The 17,350-nt window shown below is 41.6% G+C and carries 18 protein-coding genes; 3 read left to right on the top strand and 15 right to left on the bottom strand.

Translation table 11 applies throughout. From position 1 onward, the window contains the following. Positions 1 to 18 precede the first annotated feature (18 nt). The 14 genes from P2W71_RS18860 to P2W71_RS18925 form a co-directional block, all read right to left on the bottom strand. Positions 19 to 1,344 (bottom strand): ATP-binding protein, encoded by a 1,326-nt coding sequence (locus tag P2W71_RS18860; RefSeq protein ID WP_276372871.1) that lies wholly within the window; start codon positions 1,342 to 1,344, stop codon positions 19 to 21. An 18-nt stretch (positions 1,345 to 1,362) separates the two neighbouring features. Next, positions 1,363 to 1,689 carry a circadian clock KaiB family protein gene (locus P2W71_RS18865; RefSeq protein WP_276372872.1) on the bottom strand — a complete coding sequence of 109 codons (327 nt, stop codon included), beginning with the start codon at positions 1,687 to 1,689 and terminating at the stop codon, positions 1,363 to 1,365. Between the two features lie 79 nt (positions 1,690 to 1,768). Then, complete coding sequence (kaiC, locus tag P2W71_RS18870; protein WP_276372873.1) at positions 1,769 to 3,247, bottom strand: circadian clock protein KaiC; 1,479 nt, start codon at positions 3,245 to 3,247, stop codon at positions 1,769 to 1,771. Between the two features lie 30 nt (positions 3,248 to 3,277). After that, complete coding sequence (locus tag P2W71_RS18875) at positions 3,278 to 3,724, bottom strand: response regulator (protein ID WP_276372874.1); 447 nt, start codon at positions 3,722 to 3,724, stop codon at positions 3,278 to 3,280. Positions 3,725 to 4,038: 314 nt separating this feature from the next. Beyond that, on the bottom strand, positions 4,039 to 4,434 hold the full coding sequence (locus P2W71_RS18880) for a response regulator (protein WP_276372875.1): 396 nt from the start codon (positions 4,432 to 4,434) through the stop codon (positions 4,039 to 4,041). A 1-nt stretch (position 4,435) separates the two neighbouring features. Beyond that, a complete protein-coding gene (locus P2W71_RS18885) occupies positions 4,436 to 6,079 on the bottom strand; it encodes an ATP-binding protein (RefSeq protein WP_276372876.1) in 1,644 nt (547 codons plus the stop codon). Positions 6,080 to 6,083: 4 nt separating this feature from the next. After that, positions 6,084 to 7,100 carry an ATP-binding protein gene (locus P2W71_RS18890; protein ID WP_276372877.1) on the bottom strand — a complete coding sequence of 339 codons (1,017 nt, stop codon included), beginning with the start codon at positions 7,098 to 7,100 and terminating at the stop codon, positions 6,084 to 6,086. Beyond that, on the bottom strand, positions 7,093 to 7,521 hold the full coding sequence (locus P2W71_RS18895) for an anti-sigma regulatory factor (RefSeq protein WP_276372878.1): 429 nt from the start codon (positions 7,519 to 7,521) through the stop codon (positions 7,093 to 7,095). The genes P2W71_RS18890 and P2W71_RS18895 overlap by 8 nt, the downstream gene beginning before the upstream one ends. Then, positions 7,487 to 7,888: an STAS domain-containing protein gene (locus P2W71_RS18900; RefSeq protein ID WP_276372879.1), complete on the bottom strand. Its 402-nt coding sequence runs from the start codon at positions 7,886 to 7,888 to the stop codon at positions 7,487 to 7,489. The genes P2W71_RS18895 and P2W71_RS18900 overlap by 35 nt, the downstream gene beginning before the upstream one ends. A gap of 9 nt (positions 7,889 to 7,897) precedes the next feature. Further along, complete coding sequence (locus tag P2W71_RS18905; RefSeq protein ID WP_276372880.1) at positions 7,898 to 8,758, bottom strand: STAS domain-containing protein; 861 nt, start codon at positions 8,756 to 8,758, stop codon at positions 7,898 to 7,900. A 522-nt stretch (positions 8,759 to 9,280) separates the two neighbouring features. Further along, entirely contained in the window at positions 9,281 to 9,748 is a 468-nt protein-coding gene (locus P2W71_RS18910; protein WP_276372881.1) for a hypothetical protein, read from the bottom strand. Continuing rightward, positions 9,745 to 10,698, bottom strand: coding sequence for a glycoside hydrolase family 15 protein (locus tag P2W71_RS18915; RefSeq protein ID WP_276372882.1), 954 nt, complete (start codon positions 10,696 to 10,698; stop codon positions 9,745 to 9,747). The genes P2W71_RS18910 and P2W71_RS18915 overlap by 4 nt, the downstream gene beginning before the upstream one ends. Then, positions 10,695 to 11,603 (bottom strand): trehalase-like domain-containing protein, encoded by a 909-nt coding sequence (locus tag P2W71_RS18920; protein ID WP_276372883.1) that lies wholly within the window; start codon positions 11,601 to 11,603, stop codon positions 10,695 to 10,697. The genes P2W71_RS18915 and P2W71_RS18920 overlap by 4 nt, the downstream gene beginning before the upstream one ends. 49 nt (positions 11,604 to 11,652) lie before the next feature. Continuing rightward, on the bottom strand, positions 11,653 to 12,081 hold the full coding sequence (locus tag P2W71_RS18925; protein WP_276372884.1) for a tRNA (5-methylaminomethyl-2-thiouridylate)-methyltransferase: 429 nt from the start codon (positions 12,079 to 12,081) through the stop codon (positions 11,653 to 11,655). A 317-nt stretch (positions 12,082 to 12,398) separates the two neighbouring features. Here P2W71_RS18925 and P2W71_RS18930 point away from each other — a divergent pair, with 317 nt between their 5' ends. The 3 genes from P2W71_RS18930 to P2W71_RS18940 all read left to right on the top strand — a co-directional run bounded on the left by P2W71_RS18930 (position 12,399) and on the right by P2W71_RS18940 (position 16,262). Further along, positions 12,399 to 13,418, top strand: a complete 1,020-nt coding sequence (locus tag P2W71_RS18930; RefSeq protein ID WP_276372885.1) for a hypothetical protein — start codon at positions 12,399 to 12,401, stop codon at positions 13,416 to 13,418. A 393-nt stretch (positions 13,419 to 13,811) separates the two neighbouring features. Next, entirely contained in the window at positions 13,812 to 15,620 is a 1,809-nt protein-coding gene (arsA, locus tag P2W71_RS18935; protein WP_276372886.1) for an arsenical pump-driving ATPase, read from the top strand. 195 nt (positions 15,621 to 15,815) lie between these two features. Continuing rightward, positions 15,816 to 16,262, top strand: a complete 447-nt coding sequence (locus P2W71_RS18940) for an SRPBCC family protein (RefSeq protein WP_276372887.1) — start codon at positions 15,816 to 15,818, stop codon at positions 16,260 to 16,262. 141 nt (positions 16,263 to 16,403) lie between these two features. Here the strand turns inward: P2W71_RS18940 and P2W71_RS18945 are convergent, their stop codons facing one another. Next, positions 16,404 to 17,348, bottom strand: coding sequence for a type IX secretion system membrane protein PorP/SprF (locus P2W71_RS18945; protein WP_276372888.1), 945 nt, complete (start codon positions 17,346 to 17,348; stop codon positions 16,404 to 16,406). Between the last annotated feature and the right edge of the window lie 2 nt (positions 17,349 to 17,350).

A 17,350-nucleotide genomic window follows, 5' to 3' on the forward strand; every position in this document is an offset into this window, starting at 1 on the left:
GGTCGTGATAGGAAGCGTTTATAAATGCTTAACGGGGACATAAATATCAAACGTTGCTTCTTCATTCAAAGTGCCAGTTGCCGTGATAATCCCGTGGTGATTTTCAACAATTCGTTTACAGATAGCAAGGCCAATACCGGTGCCGGGATATTCCTCCTGACTATGAAGACGCTGAAACATTTCAAAGATGCGTTCATTGTACTCTGGTTCGAAGCCAATACCGTTGTCGATATAAGTAAGGTGACAGTAGTCCAATTTAGGTGATAGTCTCCCCGCCGGCAAGGTGGGATTTTCGTTAAATAATTTTCTACCTCGAACGACTCTAGACGTTATAATAATGTGAAGTGTCTTTTGGGGGTTTGAGAATTTCAATGAGTTGCTAATCAGGTTATAAAAAAGCTGGTAAAATTGAAACCGGATAATGCTGACTTTGCAAAGTTTAGTAGATTCTAATACAGCTTTCTTCTCCAGTAATTCTTCTTCAAAGTAATTCTGTACTTCATCTAAAACTGTCGTGAGATCTACCGTTTCAAATTTGTGTTTATCGTTCTTTGTGCGTGAGTAAGACAGCAAATCAAGTATTAGCCCCTGCATTCTTTTGGCCGTCTCATGGATTTTTTGCAAGTAGGTTTTACCCTGATAGGACAAGTTTTCGCTTTCTTCTCTGAGCATGAAGTTGACGAAATTCTGAATTTTACGCAGTGGTTCCTGCAAATCGTGACTCGATACATGCGTGAAAGAAGTTAGATCCTTGTTTGCAATCTCAAGTTCAATATTTTTTTGTTGCAATTGTTTTGCCCTGTGTTTTAATTCTTCCTGGTTTTTATTTTGGACAGTTAAATCTGTAAGAATAATACTTAACATAAAAGTATTATCCAACAACAATGGATTTGAAGACATAAGGACTGGTATAGTCTTGTCCGCACTACTGTGCAGGTAGATTTCTTCTTTTATCGGATGCTCACTGCATTGTTGAAACATGGTGTCAAAACGACCCTTCGAATGATCATCAATAAACGTATTGAATTTTGTTCCTATTACCTTTTGTAGTGGTTGATTCACCAGGTTTGCGAAGTAAGAATTGGCGTATAAAATCGTTCCATCTTTATCAAGCGTGATTGCACCTTCATGCATTTTCTCAATTAAAATTCTGTAGATTTTGTCAGCGTTTTTTTCAGTATAGACCTTAAGTCTTTCTTCACCAGCAATTACTAAGGCATCAATATCTTCTTTTTTAATAGCCTCAATGGATTTTATTGCCTCCTTTAGCTTTCGTTTGAGCGCAGTATTTTCCTGAGTTAACTTTTCAATTTCGCCGATAGATTTTTTACCGCGTACACTCATGTATTTAAAGCGAAGTAATTAAACCAGATTAAGACCTGCCAGAACCTTTTCAGTATTCGACAGATCTCCAACAAGCCTACCTTCCGGCCGTGGAAATTTTCTTATCAAGAGCGGTATAGCTATGATGTCTTCTTTGACAGCCAAATATGGTTGTTGGTAAATATCGATTACTTCCAACTCATATCTTCCTTTCAGGTGCTTCTCACAGATTGCTTTTATGTTTATAATTGCCCGTTTGGAGTTGGGTAAAATGCCTGCAACGAACAATTGAAGTATATACTTTTCTCCCTGAGCATCTTTTGCTTTTTTCTTAACCTTTTTGTTTTGGGCTAACTTTTTTAACATGGTGATTAGCTTATTCTGCGCATAAAAGATTCAGTGGTTTAAATTGTATTGTGTTTTTTTTCGGCATGCTACGCCGATTCTATTCTTCAGAAGTTCCTGAAGCCTCACGCTCCTTACCTTGACGTTCAGAAATTTGTTTTAGTGCAATTCCGAAATCTGAAATAATTAAATGCTTTACCATTTTAGAATGTCCCATACCTCTTGACTTCATCACTGTGCAGGTTCGTTTGCGTTCACCATCAGATTCGGCATCCTGAACCATGATCCAGGTGTCAACCATAGATGAAATTCCTTCGTCGCTCGGATTCCTTTCTATTAACTTCTCCGTTATCGCGGCAGTAAAAATGACGGTTATCTGCTCGCCCTTTAAGTAGTCTACAAACCTCGTAAGCATTAGCCTTACACCACTATTTGGTCCCTCAGTCATTAAATTTGTAATCGGGTCAAGAATAACTGCAGCAGGTTTGATTTTTTTTATTTTATTCTTAATAGAAATAAAGTGCAATTCAAGATTTTGTAACGTAGGACGTGAGGAGTAAAAAAGCAATCGACCAGACTTAACCAAAGGTTCTAAATTGATCCCGATGGATCGCATATTTCTGATCACCTGGTTGGGGGCTTCTTCAAAGGCACAATAAAGACATTGCACATTTTCTTTACAAACATCAAATGCAAAAGAGGCTGCAATACTCGTTTTACCTGTGCCCGCCGTGCCTGATATCAGGACGCTGCTTCCTGCATAATAACCTCTCTTACCAAGCATTTCGTTTAAATCTGGAATGCCTGTTGAGATTATTTTTGAACTTATTTTACTCCGAATCGGCTCGGCAATAATCGGAAATACCGTCACCCCTTTTTCATCGATAACAAAAGGATATTCATTGTTGCCATGCTCCGACCCCCTGTATTTAACAACCCGTAGGCGCCGGGTTGTAACCTGGTCCTTTACGCGATTATCCAATACGATGACGCAGTCGGCTACGTATTCCTCCAAACCATGGCGGGTAAGAAACGCATCCCCAATTTCTGCGGTAATTATTGCAGTTACGTTCTTTTCTTTTAACCAGGAAAAAAGTCTTTTAAATTCTGAACGCAGAATCTTGTAATCAAAGGCGTAAAAAAGCGTATCTAACGAATCAAGCACTACGCGCTTAGCTTTTACCTTTTTTATCGCTTGTTCAAGTCTTACAAATAATCCTTCTATATCATACTTACCAGTCTCCACTATCTCATCCCTGCTGAGGCTGACATGCTCCAGGTATATTTTATTTTCCGCAAGATGGGTCTTTAGATTATACCCTAAAGATTTTACGTTCATCTCTAGTTCATCGGTCTTCTCTTCAAATGCCATGAAAACGCCAGGCTCTTTAAACATGGTAATTCCATTCACAATGAATTCCATAGCAAGAATTGTTTTGCCACATCCGGTGTTGCCTAGCAAAAGCGTGGGACGGTTTTTCGGTAGGCCTCCTGTTGTAATATCATCGAGGCCTTCAATGCCCGTTGGTGACTTTGGAAATTTAAATTTTGGTGCTTTTAATTTGTTACCTTTTAGCATAAGGTCAATATATTTTTAGTATTGGTAAAGCTACACTTCCAGCAAAGAAAGAATAAACTTCTTCCTGGCAGGACGGTCAAACTTGTTTTTGATAATGCGTGTAAGGACGAATTGAATTAATTTGGCAAGCTCATCAATTCCTGTTTTTCGAATATAATAGTGTGCACCACTTGCGTACAACATATCGGCCACGTCGTCATGCACATAAGTAGAATACATAATGACCGGAAGTGCTTTTAATTCAGGACTTGATTTTATTTCTGTGAGACATTCAAAACCGTTTTTGCGCGGCATGTTGTAATCAAGGAAGAGAACATCAGGAAGCTTCGCGGAATTTTCAAAAAGATAAGCCATCAATTTGGCCCCATCGTCGACCATCGTCAGTCGAGTTGGAATTGATAAGGATTCAACCGCTTTATCGAAGAAGTACCGGTCGTCCCGGTCGTCATCAGCAAGTAAAATATGGACGGGGATCATTGATAGTGGTGTTTCATAACGTTTAAGCCAATAGGGGGGAGCAACAACAAGCAAAGCGACATTAAATATACAAATTAATCACGGGATCACGGTAAGTTTTGCTCAGACGGGGTGGTTTCTGCTTACGACGAAAGAAAGCCTAACTTTCACTTTTATGATAATAGCACCACTGTACTTCGAACGAAGTTATTTGTACTTCAAGTTGAAGAAGGCTATCCCGCGTACTGGGGCGCTTGAGAAGAGTTGCAATAAACATTCAAAGTTGTCACACGGTTATGAAAGGCGCACCAAAGCATGCCCTTGTCAGCATTCACCTAAACGATGTAAGACAAAAATTTGTGAATGAGTATTTTGCCGTCAGCATAAGTGCTGGGTTTTACGAGATAGTCTATGGCTCCCAAACTGAGGCATTTTCTTTTTTCGCTCTCGTTAGTAGATGTAGAAAAAATAATCACAGGGATATGTTTGAACCGAACGTCTCGTTTAATATGAAGCAATGTTTGCGTTCCGTTTAATAAAGGCATATTGAGGTCCAATACGATTAAATTCGGAAGGGAAATGACATTAAGTAATTCCAGGTAATCAATTAATTCCTTACCATTCAACATAAATTTAACATTCTCTTGCTGTCCCACTTCAGTGAAGTAATCAAGCAGGATCATGTGATCTTCCAGGTCATCATCTACGACCAAAATTTGATACGGCGCCATACTAATCTCGTTGAATATCTTGCGTTAAAGGAAAGGTGATTTTAAAAATCGCATACTCACCTAATATTGATTCTGCATTAATGGATGCATTGTGAAGTTCAGCAATCTTTTTGCAGATTGATAAACCAATACCTGTTCCCGGAAACCTGTCGCGCGTATGCAGTCGTTCAAACAGTCCAAAGATTTTTTCTTTGTACTCGTCTTCAAAACCGATACCATTGTCTTTTACTGTTATTGAAACGTTTTCTGTGTCTGCAACTAAGCTAACTCGAATATGAGGGGGTACATCAGGCTTACGATATTTTAACGAATTAGAAATTAAGTTCACAAATAATTGGCGGAGCCGTAATGGATTTCCCATAACAGTACTCAGTTTATCAATCTCCACGACTCCTTTGCTTTCCTGAATCCTGTAATCCATGTCCTGCAGCACTTCACCCATCAACATATTTAAATCCACCTGCTCGAATAAAAGATGTTGATTTTGGAGCTGAGAATAACTCAATAAATCCGTTATCAACTCCTTCATTCGTTCTGCAGCTTTAACAATATTACTTAATGTCGCGTGTCCCGCGTCTCCAAGGCTTGATGAATACCTTCGATTAAGTGTATCGGAATAGAAAAATAATTTTCTTAATGGTTCCTGAAGATCATGTGAGGCAAGATGTGCAAATTGTTCAAGTTCATAGTTACTGCGGTTTAACGCAATAATTTTCTCCTGGAGTTCCTTTTGATTTTCAAATAACTGCTCTTGTGTCGCTTTGAGTTCACGATTATCTTTTAACGTTACCTCTATAAGTTTCTGAGCATCGACATCCACTATAAAGCCGATCCATTGTGTGATAATTTGCCTTTCATCCTTCAATGGAACAACAGAAATCATATGCCACAGAAATTTGCCAGACGCTTTTTCCCGAAATCTGTATTGGCCATTGAACGAAGTTTGTTGCGCGTATGCATTGTTCAGATTCTTTGCAAACACCGTATAGTCGTGTGGATGAAGGAAGTTTTTCCAACTTAAGCTTGTTAATTGATCCGGCATCTGACCTAAAAAATTCACCAGCCACTGATTGCTATATTTTACAACCCCAGCGTTATTTGCGGAGAACATCATCAATGGAAGCGAATCGGTCAGCACCCTAAAATCATTTTCACTTTTCTGAACTTTTTCGGCCAGATCCTGCAGTAATAAATTTTTTCTCCGTAATTCGTCATACGGTGACAGTGGGGGCTCAAGTTTAAAATATTTAACGAATGAGTCCAGGCTTTTCTCTGTTACAACCCGCGGAAGACTCAATCGCTGCTTTAGAACAACTTGCGCCTGCTTTACCGACACGGTGACTTCGACATCGCCCACCAGGCGTTTTGCATATTGGCATGCTTCAACGCATTCGCGGGTGAAATCTTTTTTATCGCGTATAATTGCGTGTAAAAACTGTTTAGCATTAGCCACATGAATACACAAGACGAGTTCTGCATTTTTTCCATGTTCAATCGCGCAACGAGCGATCTCAGAAACCGCTGTTGCTACGGAAGTCTGAGTTATAAGAGAAAAGCCGATTAGCTCACATAATTTCATTGCCCGTTTATGGGCAAGAATTAAGTCCATTTCGTTTTCAAGTTTTACGCAGACAATCTCCTTCATACTATCATTTTACGCTTAATATCAAGATGGACGAATCGTCATTTCCCCGAGTAAAATCCCGATAGATCGCTGCAGCAAGAATCATTGTATTATACTTCAGTATCGCCGGATATTTGGCAAGGTCCCACCTTGTTTGAAGTCCATCTGAACACATAATCAATCGTTGATTCCGTTCTACAGGAAAGATGGAGGGGCTCATTGAATGAGGTAGGTTGTGTCCAATTGTTCCATTGTATGGCAGATAATTTTTATAATTCAGTGCAGTATACAATCGGGTAAAAATATTTCCGACGCCGCAAATGCTCCACTCACTTGTTTGACGGTTGAAAACAGCAATTGTTCCGACAAGACCCCTGGTCCGTCTCACCTTCTCATGCATCTGCCGGATCATGTCAACAGGATCATCGTCTTCCGAGGCGAAAAAAAAGTCGCCGGCCAGCTCGACTGCTTCTTTCGCATATTTTCCATGACCAAGACCGTCACCAAAGAATACTTTAACGCCAGACAAAGTTTCTTTTATTCTATAACCATCCCCACAAACTTCCTCACGCGGCTTGTTTATAAAAAGGTCACTCCACTCAAAAAGTCTTTTTTTTATGGGCAAGCTTTTGTCACCCTCTGATCTTACGGATGCATATAAGATTGTTCCGGTACCTACCAAGGTATACAACTCTACGTCGTCGCTTAATCGATGAATGGCCCCCAGGCCCTGGCCAAGTGTTTTTGTTGTTGAAACACCATCCTTCATCATGCCGATTTTGTCTACGATGCCCGGCCCTTTATCCAGACTGATGATCTCAAACTTTCGATCATTTTCATTGATATCTGTTACCCTGTACAGCAACTCACCACTTCCCGCATGCTTGACAAGGTTCGAACAAATTTCCGACACAACGATGTCGATTGCTGCGACCTTATTTTCCTTAAAATGTCTTTTTACTACCTGCTGATGAATCTCTCGCTTTATATAGGCAACATAACTTCGTTCCTCAATTTGGTAGCTAGTAAAGGTCTTATCCATTTTTCCATTTGATCACGGTAACTGTTGTACCCTTACCCACTTCTGATTCAATATTAAATTCGCTGACAAGTCTTTTCGTACCGGGGAGGCCAAGTCCAAGGCTTTTTGCTGTGGAGTATCCATCCTTCATAGCCATTGGTATATTAGCTATTCCAGGGCCTTGATCCTTAAATGTCAAGCGAATACCATTTTCCCTACCGGTGCTGATGACTTCCAGCGTGACTTTACCGCCTTTAGCGTACTTCAACATGTTTCGTGCAAGCTCGCTGGCGGCCGTAATTATTTTTGTTTGATTGACGAGACCCATTCCAATCTTCACGGCATGTTCTTTCAGGCGGTTACGGAACGGTATAACATCCACCTCCCTCACAATTGTCATTAATTCTTTATTCAGCACTACCATCATCCGATCCGTCGACATTGCGCTCCATATTGGTCAATTTACTGCGCAACAGCTCCATCCCTTTTTCGACATTAAGTGCGCTGAATACTCCAGACAAGGGTAGTCCTAGCTCTACCAATGTTATTGCCACTGCTGGCTGCATTCCAACAACAACCGTTTCGGCATCTAAAATCTTTGACATCGCCGCAATGTTTCCAATAATCCTCCCCATGAAAGAGTCGATGATGCTGACGGCTGATATATCGATGAGTACACCGCGGGCGCCTGTTTTATTGATCATTTGGACAAGATCTGCTTCAAGAGATTCGGCGAGTCGATCGTATAAATCAACTTGAATGGTAACCAAAAGCAAACGGCCCATCCTTAAAATTGGGATCTTTTCCATTTCACAAAATCAATTAAGATTGGTTACGTTTTTTCTTGTCACCTGTAATTGCAGCATGGTGAAAGCGGTTTTTAAAGCACTCGCCAATGTTGATTTTGTTAAGATGTTACTCAGATCAATGCCTAGATGCACGACGGTCTGCGCAATTTCCGGTCTAATACCGCTGATAATACATTCAGCGCCCATGAGCCGGGTTGCACTCACCGTCTTGATCAAGTGTTGCGCTACAAGGGAGTCTACAGCGGGAACTCCGGATATGTCGAGAATAGCAATGCTGCTTCCCGTTTCCACTATTTTTTGCAAAAGATTTTCCATGACAACCTGGGTCCTTGCGCTATCAAGTGTTCCGATAATAGGCAATGCAAGGATACCATCCCAAACTTGAATTACTGGCGTTGAAATTTCAGTGATCTCATCTGTTTGTCTTAGAATTACATCTTCGCGCCCCCTAAGAAAAGTTTCGAATGTATCAATGCTGAAGCTGTCTATAAGCTTACCGATCTTTATACTTTGCATGTACAATTCTTGTGGATCTTTGATTTCCTGTTGAAGAATTTCGAGCAATGCATTTTTAAGGCTAAAGATATAATTTCCAGTTTCACGAGGGCTGAACCCCTGCTTTGCGCGAGAAATGGATACAGACGCTAAAATATCATTCACCTGCTCAAAGCCCATACTCTTCGCATCCTCGATATTATTATCGTTTAGATTAGAAGTTAACGCACTAAGCAATTCTTCCGATTGTGATCGCAAGTCATCGTTACTCATCAGGTCCTCGCGCAGGCCTTCATCTAAAAGTTGAAATTTCATCCACGATTCAAGAATAGCCTTGTTTTTCTTTTGCAATATCCTGATAGCCTCGTTTTTCATTATTTATGTTCGGGGGGTTTAACTTGATCGACAAATGTATCGTAATTCTCGACAACGCTGCCTAGTTAACTATTAGAAGACTGGATTTGTTCAATCCCATCTTGAATTAGTGAGTTACGTTCTACTGAAGCACGCCCAGCTAATGGGATAAAATGCCTTTTAGAAAAGCTTGATTGATGCCGCTTTATTCAACGAATGAGGTCTTTCGTGTAGCATTTGCTTCACTTACGAATAACCACACATAAAGACGTTAAAGATGAAGAGTTCTTTATAAAACCAGCCATTGGGCCGTCAATGGTATTGGAATTCAACAAGTATAGTACCTGCACCAAGATATTTTAAAGAATCAAAAGAGACCGCGATGGGCATGTTCGTCTCACATTCTGATATTAAAAACTATTGGGACAACGTGATCCTAAATGCCATAGCTACGGCGTTGTATTGTTCAGCACAGAAGGTATATATTTACGTTAGTTCATGCGGACAGAGAATTCTTCGTTTGCACAATTTGGCTTAGGGATGCTACAAGAAAATTCCTAAAACTGTTCCGTAGATCACGTGCGCCAAGCATGTCGCAATCGGTGTACCCTTCCCATAGTTCAATGCAAGGAAACCAGGCGGTTCAAGTTGTCTAGTTGGCGTAGGGCCTTGAAATGGACGAGCCATCCGCGGATGAAAAGAACTTAATATTTGTAACCCAGATGTGAGAACGAAAGCCGTGTGTACAAATCCAATCCCTAAACCAAACCACCATGTGTGCAAATCGGCGATATTAAAGGCAAGACCATAAATAAATGCAAAAATCCACCCCATGATTATATGCGACAGAAATCCAATCCTGACCGCTTTATCCCTGCTACCAGTGAATATTGTTCCGAGCATAAATGGCAAATCGATTCGCGTAAGTCCGAGATATTTCGAACTCACCATGATGGTTGTCAGTATTACCGTGGCAGCGAATCCCCATAGTATCACTTCATTAACATTCATATTACTGAGCTTGGTGCTTTTCCTTTTTCATTTGTGCTTCCCTTTTGAAACGCTTCATTGATGGTAAGCGCAGCATTGATCAACCCAATATGCGTCAAGCCTTGTGGATAATTCCCGAGAAGATTTCCGGACACAGGTTCAATCTCTTCTGAGAACAGACCGGTAGGGCTTGCGTGGCTCAGCATCGTTTCGAACACATTAACCGCCTTTTCTAGCTGCCCCGATTTCGCAAAATTTTCAGCCAGCCAATAACTGCAAACGCCGAATGCCCCTTCCCTGCCATCTACGCCGTCGCTGACATCGCGATATCGATAGATCAGACCATTCTCACACAAATTGCGATAAATCATCTCGGTCGTTGAAATCATCCTCTCACTTGCCGCATCGCAGTAGCCTACTAAAGAAAAAATTAAAACACTTGCGTCCAATGAACTGCCGCTTAACGCTCGCGTATAAGTTTTTAATTCACTATTGTAACCGTAGTGTTCAACAACGTCCCGGATCCGTTCGGATGTTTCTTTGAATTTTTTCAAAGGTGCTTTATTCCATTGATACATATTGCAAAGTTTAAGGAGGCGATCGAGACCCAGCCAGGCCATCACTTTGGAATGTGTATGATGAACACATGTTGACCGGACTTCCCAGATTCCATTATCAGGCTTATCCCAGGTTTCACATATCACTTCACCGAGGCCAATCAGAAACTTTTTTGTTTCCTTGTCAAACCTTTCAACGTATGGCGCATACGTATAAACCGCGTCAAGCACTTCTCCATACACATCAAGCTGGAATTGACTGTCGGCTCCATTGCCGATACGAACAGGCCGGGACGCCGCGTAGCCAGACAACCAGGGAAGGGTGTCTTCCTTGATCGACGCTTGCCCGAAAACCGAGTACACCACCTGCAGCTTTGGACGAGTTAATCCGGTAGCATGCAATATCCAGTTCATGTAGGCATGGGTTTCCTCTTCGAAACCCAAATTGAGTAGACCCGTGTCGTAAATGATGCATCTCGTAGCCAGCAATACCGGTAGTCCCAATTCCTTTCTCCACCTGGTTCTTCAGGTAACGATGTTGTTGGAGCAGCAATGATGGCTCCGGATGGGGCGTACGTCAATAGCTTAAGCGCCAATGCACTTCGCTTTACTTCATCAGCATAAAGACCAGTGTAGTTGCACTTCTGAATCCAAGACTGCCAAAATGCAATGGTAGTTTTCATTCGTTTCAAACCATTAAGCTTGAGTTCAGGCAGGATCGCCGGACACTGGCTTGAATAGCTTAATGAAAAAATAACCCGATGATTGGAGGGCACATAAAATTCAGCGACAACTTTACCGTCCGAATAATTTACCTGAACCGCTTCCGGCTCAAGCGTGCTAAGGAGTGTATGAATATTCTCTTTCCACGAGAACTGAATTCCAAGCCTTTTATGATCCTCCAGAACAGCAATATCTTTTCCGTAAAACTTTCTGGGAACACATTCCAGTTTCATCTTAACGTTTCCCTTTATTCCCTCGACCACCCGGAGAATTTCATGATCAGGAAAAAGGGTATGCGATTTTTCCTCTTCTGACATTGCCGTAAAAGCATCCATCAGACGAACCTCTCCTTCGTCATTTATAAAATGTGTTTCTAAAACATTCGTGTCCCGTATATAATTTTGAGTCGACTGATAAGGCGCAGTGGGCGAGACAGAAAAATGCCCACCTTTTTGCCGGTCTAAAATTGCAGCGAATATACTGGGCGAATCAAATTCCGGCAGACAGCACCAATCAATTGAGCCATGCTTTGAAACTAATGCGGCTGAACGACAGTTCCCAATAAGGGCATAATCCGATATTTTAAGTTCTATCATAAAGCCGTTGTGCCCTCACGTTAAGCTAAGTGCTAAACATCACACTTGTTCATTTCTTAACGTTGTGCGTGTTATTGTCAAGCAGCAGGAAAAGGCAAAACGCGCCAATAGCCATCACGATATCTCTCACTGCAATATCGAAGTACTGCCCTGTCAGCAATAGGCTGATGGCAATGCCCACCAGCCACCCTGCTACAATAAGGCTTCCGAGTCTCGGTTTCACGAAAACGATAATGCCCGCGATGATTTCGATAACGCCCACAATGCTCATGAAGGTTTGCGGCGTAAACGGAAGGATATCCGTGACGATGGGTGCAAGATATTGATTCCAGTCTGTTAAGATATGCATAAACTTATCAGCACCTGCTACGATTGGAACTAGTCCGTACGTCCACTGTAAGATCGATGTTACACGGTCTGTTTTGTTAGCTGTTGCTTCAGATGAAGGTCCAGCATAATTTGTTGTTGCGGTAGCCATAATATTTAATATTAATGTTTAAGATTAGATTGCCACCAATGGCATTCGTTACATTTTCTTAAATAATCGATAATTGAGGCACACGGTGTAGCCAAATAACTAATGACCACTGGAAGTAACTACATCGAGACAAACAGACCGCTAAGTTATTTTTCATGAACAGTCGCCTCGCAAACGCTGCTATATCTTACTTAAGTGCTTTCCCCTGATATCCCAGGCATTACTACAACGGTTCAGCTATTATTTTTGGTTTCCCTTGACCTCGGTCGATGTTCTGAACAGATACACTTTAACCAACTTAATAAATCGCACATTCAATGAAAACAGTTACAAAATTTGGGATCCTGATGTTCGCCATTCTTTTTTCATGCGGCACGGTATCAGCACAAAAAAAGAAAGCAGAGGTAGCGCCGCCAACCGATGCCAGCAGATTCAATTGGGATAAATCGAAGCTCGTCCCGAAACTAAAAAAATTAGCAATCACTGAGCTTACCGTTAATTACAAACTCACAACTACCGCGAAGACTATTACTAAAGAAGATCGCTCCGGAGGAAAGATCGCCGGCGCACGAGTGACCGCATTTCTTGAATTTACCGACAGCGAGCCCACACAAGCCGACTATCAAGGTATTACCGACCATTTCTACCGTTATTTTCAGAAAAAACTGAAAGAAAATGGGATCGACACCGTAGGCTGGAGCGAGATCACTGCATCTGAATTTTACCAAAAAAGCGGTGGTGAAGAAGGTGTTAAAGAAGACTCAGAAAAAGAAGGGGGTGGAAACAAGTGGGTATCGTGCACAGCTAATAAAGGTAAGGTCGTTCACAGCGGTATGACGGGTTTTGCCGGCGGAAAAGGAAAACGTTCCATGGAATTTGCAGACCAATTTGGAACCGCTGCAACGTTTAAAGTAAATGTTGATTTTGCTGACGTAATGGTGAACCTGGATATCAAATCAACCGACAGAAGAGATGTTGGTGGTGGCTGGTATTACCCGGCAACAACCTCTAAGAAATATACGTGGGGCGTACACGCACAGATGATGGTAGGCGACCAGGAAAATAAAGAGTTGACATACATCTGGGCTAACAAAGGATGGCCTGAATTCCTGTATCAGTGGAATGATATACCCGTGGCGGGAGAATATGCAGAGTCAGTAACGGAAGACATTTCAAAAGCGAGAAGCGGTCTTGCGAAAGGATTCGCTTTCCGCAAAGAGCTCGACCCTGTATTGATTCAGACCACTCGCGAGAAATATATTGTAGCCGCGAGAAATGCTGTGGAAAGATGGGCCGACGCTTTTGTTGCCAGAGCGGTGCAAATGCGTAAGGGATAATCGCTGCAATCGTACAACGAAATTTAAAACCTCAGTCACTTCATGGCTGAGGTTTTTTGTTTGGTGTAAACGTTATCAACTCATGACAATTGATATGCGAATGAATCGCAAAAGACGTTTAAACATATGTTAATGTCATTTGCAGGATGGATGATTCAGTAAACCTCAAAGAAAATTTAAAGCAACCCAATCCGACGATACTTTCAGAAAGAACTTCAAAACGGTTCAATATGTCATAGACTCATGCGAACCGCGCTGTCCGTACGAGACATCTGCGGCATGTTCCAACATTGACACATGCTTACATTGTGATTTTTTATTCGTACGGGATCGATGTTACTTTTATTTGTTAATGGCTTAATATTGTCCATCTATAAAACTCCCTTAAGAACAATGAAAGACATATCCTCCAATTTTCTATTCTTTACCGGGAAAGGTGGTGTAGGAAAAACTTCGCTTGCATGTGCAACGGCAGTAAAAATCGCAGAAGAAGGAAAAAAGGTTCTCTTAATCAGCACTGATCCGGCATCGAATTTAGAGGACGTGTTACAAACTCCGGTGAAGAATGAGATAACACCACACAAAACCGTTCGTACGCTTTTCACTATCAATATTAATCCTGAAGTTTCAGCGCAAGAATATCGTGACCGGGCAATCGCTCCATTAAAAGGCGTAGCTCCTCAGGATGAAATAAACAAAGTAGTAGAGCAACTCTCCGGCGCGTGTACAACTGAGATCGCTTCGTTCGATGAATTCTCGCGTTTTATAACAGGCGAGGGTAGCTCACAAAATTTTGATACAGTCATTTTTGATACTGCACCTACAGGCCACACGATTCGTTTGCTAGAATTACCTGCGGCGTGGGACACCTTCCTGGACAACAATCCAAAGGGTGCATCATGTATCGGTCCGTCTACAGCTCTAAAAAGCAGTAAGGAGCGCTATAAAAAAGTTATTGCTAGTTTAAGAGATGCTAAGAAAACTACTTTTTTTCTGGTAACTCGTCCAGAAACTTCCTCTTTAAAGGAAGCTGCCCGAACGAGTGTAGAACTGAAGGAACTAGGAATGTCAAATCAAAAACTATTGATTAATGGTGTATTCAGGGCGTTGGATCGTACGGACGCTGTAGCTTTGGAAATTGAAAAAATGGCTGAAAAGCACTTAACGACATTACCCGCGGAACTGAGCAGCCTTGAAAAATCACAGTATCCAACGTTACCCTATAATGTACTAGGTATCGAAAAATTACGATCATTGTTAGATATCGGGCTTCAACAGAAACTTGTAAGCGAAGAAATTGGCACTAATAGTAGATTGACACATCCGCTTGATGATTTATCAAGACTTGTAGATGACCTGGAAGGAAATTCCAATAGCGGTTTGATTATGACAATGGGTAAAGGTGGTGTAGGTAAAACTATTGTAGCCGCATCTATTGCAACCATGTTGGCAAGGCGGGGACACCAGGTGCTGTTAACCACTACAGATCCTGCAGCCCACATTAAAGATTTCATGAACCAATTAGATCAAAAACCAGACACGCTGGTAATCGAACGAATTGATCCCAAGGTTGAAACAAAAACTTACATTGATAAAGTAGTCGAACAAAAGGGTGCAAGGCTGGATGAGGAGGGTCGGAGATTATTAATTGAAGATCTTCAATCGCCATGCTCAGAAGAAGTGGCGGTTTTTCATGCTTTCTCGAGTGCCATCTTCAAAGCAAAAAAGCAGTTTGTGGTGATGGATACAGCGCCTACTGGACATACGCTGCTTCTCCTTGATACAACAGGCAGCTACCATCGCGAAATATTAAAGACGATGGACTCAAAAAAAATAAAAACGCCTTACATGTTTTTACAAGATGCTGATTTCGCAAAAATACTTTTGGTGGCGCTACCTGAAACAACGCCGATGAGAGAAGCTGAAAGCCTTCAAAATGATTTGAAAAGAGCTGGGATTGTTCCGTATGCCTGGATTGTCAATCAGTGTTTATCTGCTATAACGCACTTAAAAGATCCGATACTCCAAAAGCGAGCGGCATCCGAAATTGGCATTATCGATATCATCAGAGAAAAGTTGTCTAACAGAACATACGGTATTCCATTCTTGCCAGAGGAGAAATTATTGCCTGCAATACTCGAACGATATGATCATACAACGATACGACAAGTGCGCAGCGCAGGCGATTTTAAAGAAAAATAAATGACGCTATTTCACGATATGAAAGTCGCGAACACCCGTTAAGACCGTCGCGTTTCGCCTCCATCTAAATAGAATTTTCTCATCAACTTTGTGCTGTTGAGTTAACACGCTAGTGCAGTGGAGCAGCAACCATTAAAAAAACGGGCGTATCCGAAAAGCCAGACGAGTAGGAGCAAAAAAATAAATATTGAGTTCATGGCTAACAATGTTTCGCTTCATAGAATACTTAAAGCATCTCCTGAAAAAGTATTCCGCGCATTTACACAAGCTTCGGCAATAGCGTCATGGTTGCCCCCGTATGGATTTATTTGCACCGTCCATCAAATGAATGCAGAGAAAGGCGGTACTTTCAGGATGTCATTCGAAAACTTTTCAACCGGTAACAGTCATTCATTCGGTGGCACCTATATAGAGGTAAAGCCTAATGAGTTTCTAAAGTACACTGACACATTTGACGATCCCAATTTGCCAGGAGAAATGATTACTTCTGTATCCCTCCGAAACACTATAGCCGGTACCGAGATAAAAATTTCACAGGAAGGAATTCCTGTGGCAATACCGGCAGAGATGTGCTATTTAGGTTGGCAGGAATCGCTGGAAAAACTTGCTAAACTTGTCGAGCCGGAGATTCCGGATGCTTGATCCAGACAGACTCCTTATTACTCCAAGGTGTCGAGGGCTCGATTTCACATTTACGAAATGCGAAATGATTTGTTTGTTAAGAGCTACTCAACGCATGTAGCATGAAAGGTGATTGAAATGTATTCGTAGCTGATTTACACACTAACGGGTAAATGGCTGGGGACAATATACGTCTTTGTGAATACCACGAATACGAACTCTGTAGTTCAGCATAAATTCGTGGGTTCCGTTAGAAAATTTGCGGATATCCGAAGTTATCCAATCATATGAATAGCCGAAATTAAATTTTTCACTAAGCTTAAAATGGAGGAGGGTGGTAAAACTTTCGCCAGTGCGATAGGAAACGCCGGTACTGATCAGGTTGTGGAAGATTAAAGCAACATTGATATCGGCATTCAAGGGTGTTCCTTCCTGAGCTCTAATCAAGAGGGAAGAATTGAGTTTTACTTTATCAAGTCGATCAAGGGGAAGTATTGAGCCAACGAGCAAATAATAGTGCCGTGCCAACGCGAGTTGTTGCAGACCGCCGTTAAAAAATTTAGCATGTTTTAAAATTACAGGAACAGAAAAACCACCGAAAAACTTCTTGTTACTATAAAATACACCGCCACCGAAATTCGGTTTCAATTCGCTTAATGTACCGTTGAATGTGGGGTCTTGGCCGGCTTTCAAATTAAGTTCACTAAAGTCAGCGCGAAAGTTGTGAAAGCCACCTTGAAGGCCCATCGAAAATACGCCTCCCCGCTGATCTTGTATCCGGTATGCATAAGCTGCATAAACACCTGTGTTCGTATAGCTGCCAACCTTATCGCTGGTGACGAGCAACCCCACCCCTACCTTACTATTATTTACGGTAGAGTGAACCCCCAGCGTTGCTGTCTGAGGAGCACCTTCGAAATTAACCCATTGATTTCTGTAGCTGACTGTAGCACTGAGTTGAACATGACTTCCCGCGTATGCCGGATTGATCAACAATCCATTATAAATATATTGTGAATACACAATGGTTTGTTGCGCTGCCGAACGGAAGCAAATCCCCAGTAGCAGCAGTCCAAACACAAACACTATTTTCTTTAAGGCACTCATAT

The sequence above is a fragment of the Chryseolinea sp. H1M3-3 genome, assembly GCF_029360725.1.
In the GTDB taxonomy this organism is placed as follows: domain Bacteria; phylum Bacteroidota; class Bacteroidia; order Cytophagales; family Cyclobacteriaceae; genus Chryseolinea.